General features: G+C 43.2%; 7 protein-coding genes and 1 pseudogene. 5 read left to right on the top strand and 3 right to left on the bottom strand.

The window, feature by feature from the left end:
* From ADA01nite_RS15500 to ADA01nite_RS15490, 3 genes are all read left to right on the top strand, one after another.
* A partial coding sequence (locus tag ADA01nite_RS15500) for a CYTH domain-containing protein (protein ID WP_218029574.1) occupies window positions 1-638 on the top strand: 638 nt, incomplete at its 5' end.
* A gap of 668 nt (window positions 639-1306) precedes the next feature.
* Window positions 1307-1849 (top strand): hypothetical protein, encoded by a 543-nt coding sequence (locus tag ADA01nite_RS15495; protein WP_146811182.1) that lies wholly within the window; start codon window positions 1307-1309, stop codon window positions 1847-1849.
* A gap of 250 nt (window positions 1850-2099) precedes the next feature.
* Window positions 2100-2399, top strand: a complete 300-nt coding sequence (locus ADA01nite_RS15490; RefSeq protein ID WP_146811181.1) for a hypothetical protein — start codon at window positions 2100-2102, stop codon at window positions 2397-2399.
* A gap of 230 nt (window positions 2400-2629) precedes the next feature.
* On the opposite strand, the pseudogene ADA01nite_RS23095 reads toward ADA01nite_RS15490, so the two are convergent.
* From ADA01nite_RS23095 to ADA01nite_RS15480, 3 genes and pseudogenes are all read right to left on the bottom strand, one after another.
* Window positions 2630-2782 (bottom strand): annotated as a pseudogene (locus tag ADA01nite_RS23095) (RNA-guided endonuclease TnpB family protein); the annotation flags it as partial.
* A 79-nt stretch (window positions 2783-2861) separates the two neighbouring features.
* Window positions 2862-2996, bottom strand: a complete 135-nt coding sequence (locus tag ADA01nite_RS22870) for a hypothetical protein (protein ID WP_281286025.1) — start codon at window positions 2994-2996, stop codon at window positions 2862-2864.
* Between the two features lie 62 nt (window positions 2997-3058).
* Complete coding sequence (locus tag ADA01nite_RS15480) at window positions 3059-4498, bottom strand: DUF8451 domain-containing protein (RefSeq protein WP_371863566.1); 1440 nt, start codon at window positions 4496-4498, stop codon at window positions 3059-3061.
* A gap of 571 nt (window positions 4499-5069) precedes the next feature.
* Here ADA01nite_RS15480 and ADA01nite_RS15475 point away from each other — a divergent pair.
* Entirely contained in the window at window positions 5070-5618 is a 549-nt protein-coding gene (locus ADA01nite_RS15475; protein WP_146811180.1) for a flavodoxin family protein, read from the top strand.
* A 20-nt stretch (window positions 5619-5638) separates the two neighbouring features.
* On the top strand, window positions 5639-6121 hold the full coding sequence (gene ybaK / locus ADA01nite_RS15470) for a Cys-tRNA(Pro) deacylase (protein ID WP_146811179.1): 483 nt from the start codon (window positions 5639-5641) through the stop codon (window positions 6119-6121).
* The last annotated feature ends 116 nt before the right edge of the window (window positions 6122-6237 follow it).

The following is a 6237-nucleotide window of genomic DNA, read 5'->3' as shown; positions in this document are numbered from 1 at the left end:
GATTTTCACAGAAAAAGGAGATTTCTATGTCAAAGAAAGAACAGGAACTAAAATTGCTGCTCACAAAAGAAACGTACGATAAGCTGCTTGCGCATGCGGAAGCAGAAGCGCCTGTACTGCGTCAAACCAATTATTATTTTGATATGCCTGACTTTCATATGGGGAAAAACGGTGTGATGCTCCGTGTAAGGGAAGAAAACAGCAGATGGATTGTATGTGCAAAGATTAAACAAAAAAGCGAATCGGCTGCTGTCTCTTCCATTGAGTTAGAACAAGAAATCCCGCCGGATGTTTTTAAGGCAGGGCGACAAGACCCTGAAATACTAGTGAAATTGCTCCCGGAAGAAGGGCAGGCTGCCATCCGCCGCCTGGTGAATCCATCGGATTTGGTTATACGTGGCACATTGCGCAACGAACGACGCAAACTCCAACTTATTGAAGGCTATACATGCGAGTTGGATCGTACATTACTTCCGGAAAACAAGGAACAGTACGAGCTTGAAATCGAAGGCATGGAGAACGAGGCAGCCTGCCGTCATGTTATAGAGACTCTTTCCTCTATGGGATATTCTTTCTCTGTAAACCAAAAAAGCAAATACCAACGATTACAGGAAGCCATGGGCAGACTTAATTCCTAAGTGAATTCCCTACACACCCGGCGTGAAGAAAAAACTTTTGCTTATTCTTGTCGGTGCTTTGGGATTGTTATGTATCAGCCTTGTTTTATGACAAACAAATATCATTTAGAGAGCTAGATGTTAGCTTCATCCCCCTTGATCGCACATTTTCCTCCATTCTGTGGTAACTTGTTCATAACATAAGGGGTTAGTACGTAGACGCTTGCGTACTAGGGCGACATTCGTTTGTAATTGAGGGATGACAAGAACATGGTTCATTTTAGCGGTTAGACTATGTATGTAGGCTGTTTATATTTCCTCAATGAAAGCCGATTTTTTCTTAGCGTATGTTTTCCACCTGTTAGCTTAATGGGCATGTGGCGGTACCCCGTATAGTACTGATTAGCCAGCCTCAAACAGATCGCTCCTTTATAGACACTGACACGCTTAAGCTATAGAAAGTTTAAGCGGGACCTATACGCCAAAAGCGCCGCATACAGCTCATGAAACATGATGTTTTCCATAGCGCCACAGCCTCCGTACGTCCTTCTGGAGCAATTATATAGTAAGCATTATTCCAAAAATATTACATGAATGTTAAAAATATCGAAACATTTTTTCTTGTTAATTTATTTACATTATATAGATATTAAATTAAAATTTGTAAAAAAAATAGTAAGGAGATTCATATGAATAAGATTACAAAAGTAGCGGTTTCCTGTTTATTAACGTTAGCAGTCTCAGCACCAATCGTAACGGCACCTAAACCTATTGAAGCAGCAGCTAAAAAATCAACTGTCAAGCAATCATATACCCCTGCTGAACGTGCTTATATTAAGCATCAAAGCAATGTTTTGTATAAGCTGCGTATACAAACAGAAGACTTCATAAATTTCATTGAGCAGGCCGACAAATATGAAGATGAGGAATTTGCGGCTATTGTGATGAGTAAGTTAGATGGGTGGAATGAGACTCTTAAACAAGCAGCAAAGTATCGTCCGCAAGATGTGCCTGGCAAGTTTAAGAAGGTACAAAGTCTCTTTGTACAGGCCACAAATTATAACACTTCAGCCTACCAAATAATACACAGCGCCTTTTTAGGTGATAAAGAACTTTCCGATGCAGAAATGGATAGCAAGATGGAAAAATTCGTAAAGCAACATTTTTCATTCATAGGAAAAGCGTCTACCTTTGATCAGGAGATAAAACGTTTAAATAAACTATACCAATAACATAAAGTTGCACTTGAAGGTAGACAGGTCATGTATGCCTTGATGTTCAAATACTTATTCGGCCACTCTTTTGAGTGGCTTTTTTGTATAAACCCTTTAAAGCGATTGTTTTCTAGTGTCATAGTTTATAATAATTGGCCATGTTGTTTGCTTATCTATGTATATATTTATGACGCTCCACTATTTTTTGTCATATACCGGATCAATTCCAAATCCGAAAAAATTCCGTTGTAAGTTTGCAGTTGCTTCCATGGGAGCGCCTACTCCACAAAAGAAATCGGCTACCAGCTCTCTTTTCATGGCAATCTTCGTACGTGACTTAACGAATAATGAAGGGAACAAACTTCAGATCTTTCCCTCCTACCCATTTTCACAAAAAACACCATGGCGTTTCAGCCGCAACCCCGGCATGAAAATCATGGGAAGAACAACTAACTTTTGTGGTACGAAGGAAAAGAGAGAAAAGAATGAGAGAATGATTTCAATGGGGAAAAAGGCGAACGCCTTTTTCTTACCCGGATCTTATTTCCTCTTCCTTCTTTTCTCATGATTTTTACAGAAAAAACGAATTGGGTAACTTTATAACGAACCACCAAAGGATGGGCGAATCATTTTACGCTAGCCCAACAGGAATAAACGCCATGAAGCCATTCTACATGAGTAAAAGAAGAATAAGATTGTCTGATGGGGCGCTAGAGAAATGCTTGCCACTACCTGACTTAACCATATACGCAAAGCGATAATATCCTTCGCGTGCTACTTACTGTTTCGTTGGATAAAGCCAACAACAACTTGTACTTCTTTTTGTTTAGGTTGATGTTCGTATTCAGTGAAAATAGAAACATAGTATTTTCCTGTTTTTGTTCGAGAAACCGTTCAAGACTTGAGGATATGATGGGCCGGAATCTCCCGACGCTGCTTCATTTTTACCAACAAAATTTAACACAGTCTTTTATTAAAAAACAGACGCATTGCTGCGCCTGATCTATTTCCTGGGAAAGTTTATGCTATTTTACTTGCCCGTCAGCGCTTTGACAGGCTCTCTACCCACAGCCTCGGAAGACATCGGATCACGGTTCAGCACGATTTGCTCATCCGCTTTTTCTACCCTGGCTCTCCTTTCCTCTTTCTCTCCTTCTTTCCTCACGATTTTCACAGAAAAAAAAACGAGGCTTATTGACCGTACTCAGACGTTCAGGGCCTCGTTTTTTATTTTACTGTTATATATGCCTGTCTCGGATGATTCACCTGATCAGGGTATTTAAGCCGGAGCCGATTTTCACGCAGCAGCTTGGCTAAATAATTGTTCCGTAAACCATCAGGGGTTCGCTCCAGCATATCTGCCAGTTCTTTTAACCGAAGAGGTTTTCGTGCGCATAACTGAACAATCATGTCTTCCATTACCTTTGGGCTGAGTCGTTTTCGTTTCCGCGCAAGTTCAGCAATTCCCCAGAGCTCTTCATCGATCGTTTCAGGGTTCTCCGGTTCTTCACTTTCTAACTCGTCTACTGGCACATTCTCCTCTTCTTCATCATATTCTTTAACGGAAGCAACATCTACTGTATCTTCTTCCTTATTTATGGACCTTATCTCTTTATTATAGGAGTTTCGATCGTTATTCCAGGAGTTTATTTCATTATTATAGGAGTTTTCGCTGTCATTTTCATTTTTATTATAGGAGTTTTCCGGATTATTTACGGAGAAAAACTCCTTATTCAAGGACTCCCAATCATTATTATCGGAGTAAATTGCGTTATTTACGGACTCCTGTTTTTTATTGTAGGAGTCGTCTATTGTTCGGAATTCACTCTCTTTTTCCTGCTCTTCGACCGGAATCATTCGTAAAATAAAAGTGGTTCGAGCAGGTGCTTCCTGCTGCAAAAATTGTGGAATTTCCCACTCTCTGTCCTGCCAGGTTTGTCGAATATTGAAAAGACCTGAGCCAGCCCGTTCGCCGAGACCGATTAAAAGAAACATTCTGCATAGGTTCGGATTGCGCAAATCGCTGACACCGCCCGTAAATGCCTGGGGTATGGGTACGCGCGGCAACCCTGGATTGGAAAACGTAAAGCCTGTCTTTTCCCGTTCTACGACAATGCCTCTCTCTCCCCGGTAATCAGCATGCACAATCGCATTAACAAGCGCCTCACGCAGCGCGGTATGAATGGCGGTCTCATCCTGCCGCACCGTTCCCCTTAACCGAAACGGAATCTGCAGACCCGCCGTCAGACGGGGCATAATCATAAAATAGAAATCATGCAAATTGCCCGACCACGTGCCATCCTGCGAGGTCAGCCGATCTGACCACCGCTCATCGTAGGACGCGTGGGAATCATCCCTGTATTCGAGAAAGTAATGGGGCAGAACCTCAGTAATCACTCTTTCTTCGCTGAACATCAGTAACCCCGCAAGCGTTAGCCCTTCCTTGCCGGTGTCGCGCAGTTTGCCCCAGGCGCCGATTTTATACAGAAATTCTTTTGTTTCAAGCCCATTCCAGGGATGATTGGGCTTTACCGACATGAAGCGGTTCCGGTAGCTTTTCACAGAATCAAAGTGCAGCTCATTGACCCCGTAATGCTCCAGAATAAGGCCGTCCTGGACACCGAACGGCGCATCTTCAGAAATATGAAAGTCCTCTTTTCTGTACACTGCCAATCTTCCTTTTCGCATAGTCTATGCCTTTATTCTGTGAAAATAAGGAGAAAAGAAAAAGGAAAGAAGAACAGAGGAAGAAAAGACGTTCGCTTTTTTCCGCATTGAGCTCTCATCCTCGTTTCCTTCTCTCTTTTCTTTCATACCATAAAAATGCAACTGTCCCGCATCTTCATGGCATGGCTTGTGGCTGGCGAGCCAGACGAGCCGTATATTCCATGTTCTATTTTACCATTGATTGCAACTACAACTAACCAGGGCATTGCATAAAAAATGCATAAATCCTTTTCTATATCTCTCCCTGTTAAGCTTAACCGATCATATCCTTACGCAAAAAAATATTTATAAACAAACAAAGAAAAGCAGCAGATTTTTCCTTCCTGCACCCACTTCTGTTATAGCCTATATTCCATGTTTTGAATATAACAGAATGGCTTTTTCTCTTTTCTTTATCATCTTCTCATCGTCTGTTTTTATGGAAATGAACTGGAAATTCCACCTTTTTCATTACGGGGAGAAGTTTGCTACAATGGAGATAAATCATATTCTACCTAATCAGGAGGAAAATATGAGCATACTCGTACTGTACGGCAGCTCCCGCGAGAGAGGCAATTCGGAACTGCTTACCAATAAAGTCGTGGAGAATATCAACCATACACGTGTGTATCTGCGTGACAGGCAGATTCAGGCTATTGTGGACAAACGCCATACCCCGGAAGGATTCAAACCTGTAGCCGACGATTACGAGGACATCGTCCGGCAGTTGCTTACGCACGACATCCTTATCTTTTCTACTCCGCTCTACTGGTACGGTATGAGCGGCGTTATGAAAGATTTTATCGATCGCTGGTCGCAAAGCCTGCGTTCATCCGATTACAATTTCAAAGAAGAGGTAAGCCGGAAGCAGGCATACGTTATCATAGCCGGCGGCGATAACCCGAGGCTCAAAGGCCTGCCGCTCATCCAGCAGTTCGCCTACATATTCGACTTTGTCGGCATGTCGTTTGCGGGCTATATCATCGGCGAAGGGAGCAAGCCGGGTGATGTTCTTTCCGATGCTGCAGCCTTATTCGAGGCTCGGGAACTCAACCGAAAACTTGCGCAGATGCGGAAATAAACAGAGAGGAAGAAGAAACAATGGCGCAAAAAACAAACGCGGCGCGCCAGCTCGATCAAATGAAGATTCCATATGAGCTGCGCGAATACACGGTGGACGAATCCGATCTGTCCGCCGGTACAGTTGCGGAAAAAATCGGTTTCCCGCTCAATCAGGTCTATAAAACCATTGTGGCCCGCGGTGATAAAACGGGTGTAATCCTTGCCTGCATCCCGGGCGATAAAGAATTGAATCTTAAGGCGCTCGCATCGCTTAGCGGAAACAAAAAAGCCGAGGTCGTACCGCTGAAAGATGTGCAGCCGCTCACAGGCTACATCCGGGGGGGCGTCTCTCCCCTCGGTCTGAAAAAGAAATTCCCCATCTTTTTAGAAGAAGCGGCTCTGCAGCACGATACAATCTCTATAAGCGCAGGCATCCGGGGCGGCGTGATTCTCCTGAATCCAAAGGACCTGCTTACCGCCACGGGTGCAACCTGCGGCAGCATCTCTAAAGCAGGAGAATAATCGGATGTAATATACTAGCACAAATAAAACGGAGCGGATTAAAACATTCCGCTCCTGCCGCTCCCTCTGTTTTATCCGTCTCAAACAGACATTCTTAAGCAACGTTTTCAATATTA

The organism is Aneurinibacillus danicus (genome assembly GCF_007991215.1).
GTDB lineage: Bacteria > Bacillota > Bacilli > Aneurinibacillales > Aneurinibacillaceae > Aneurinibacillus > Aneurinibacillus danicus.
Note: the sequence above shows the minus strand (reverse complement) of the source record. Positions and strands in the feature narration are given on the sequence as shown.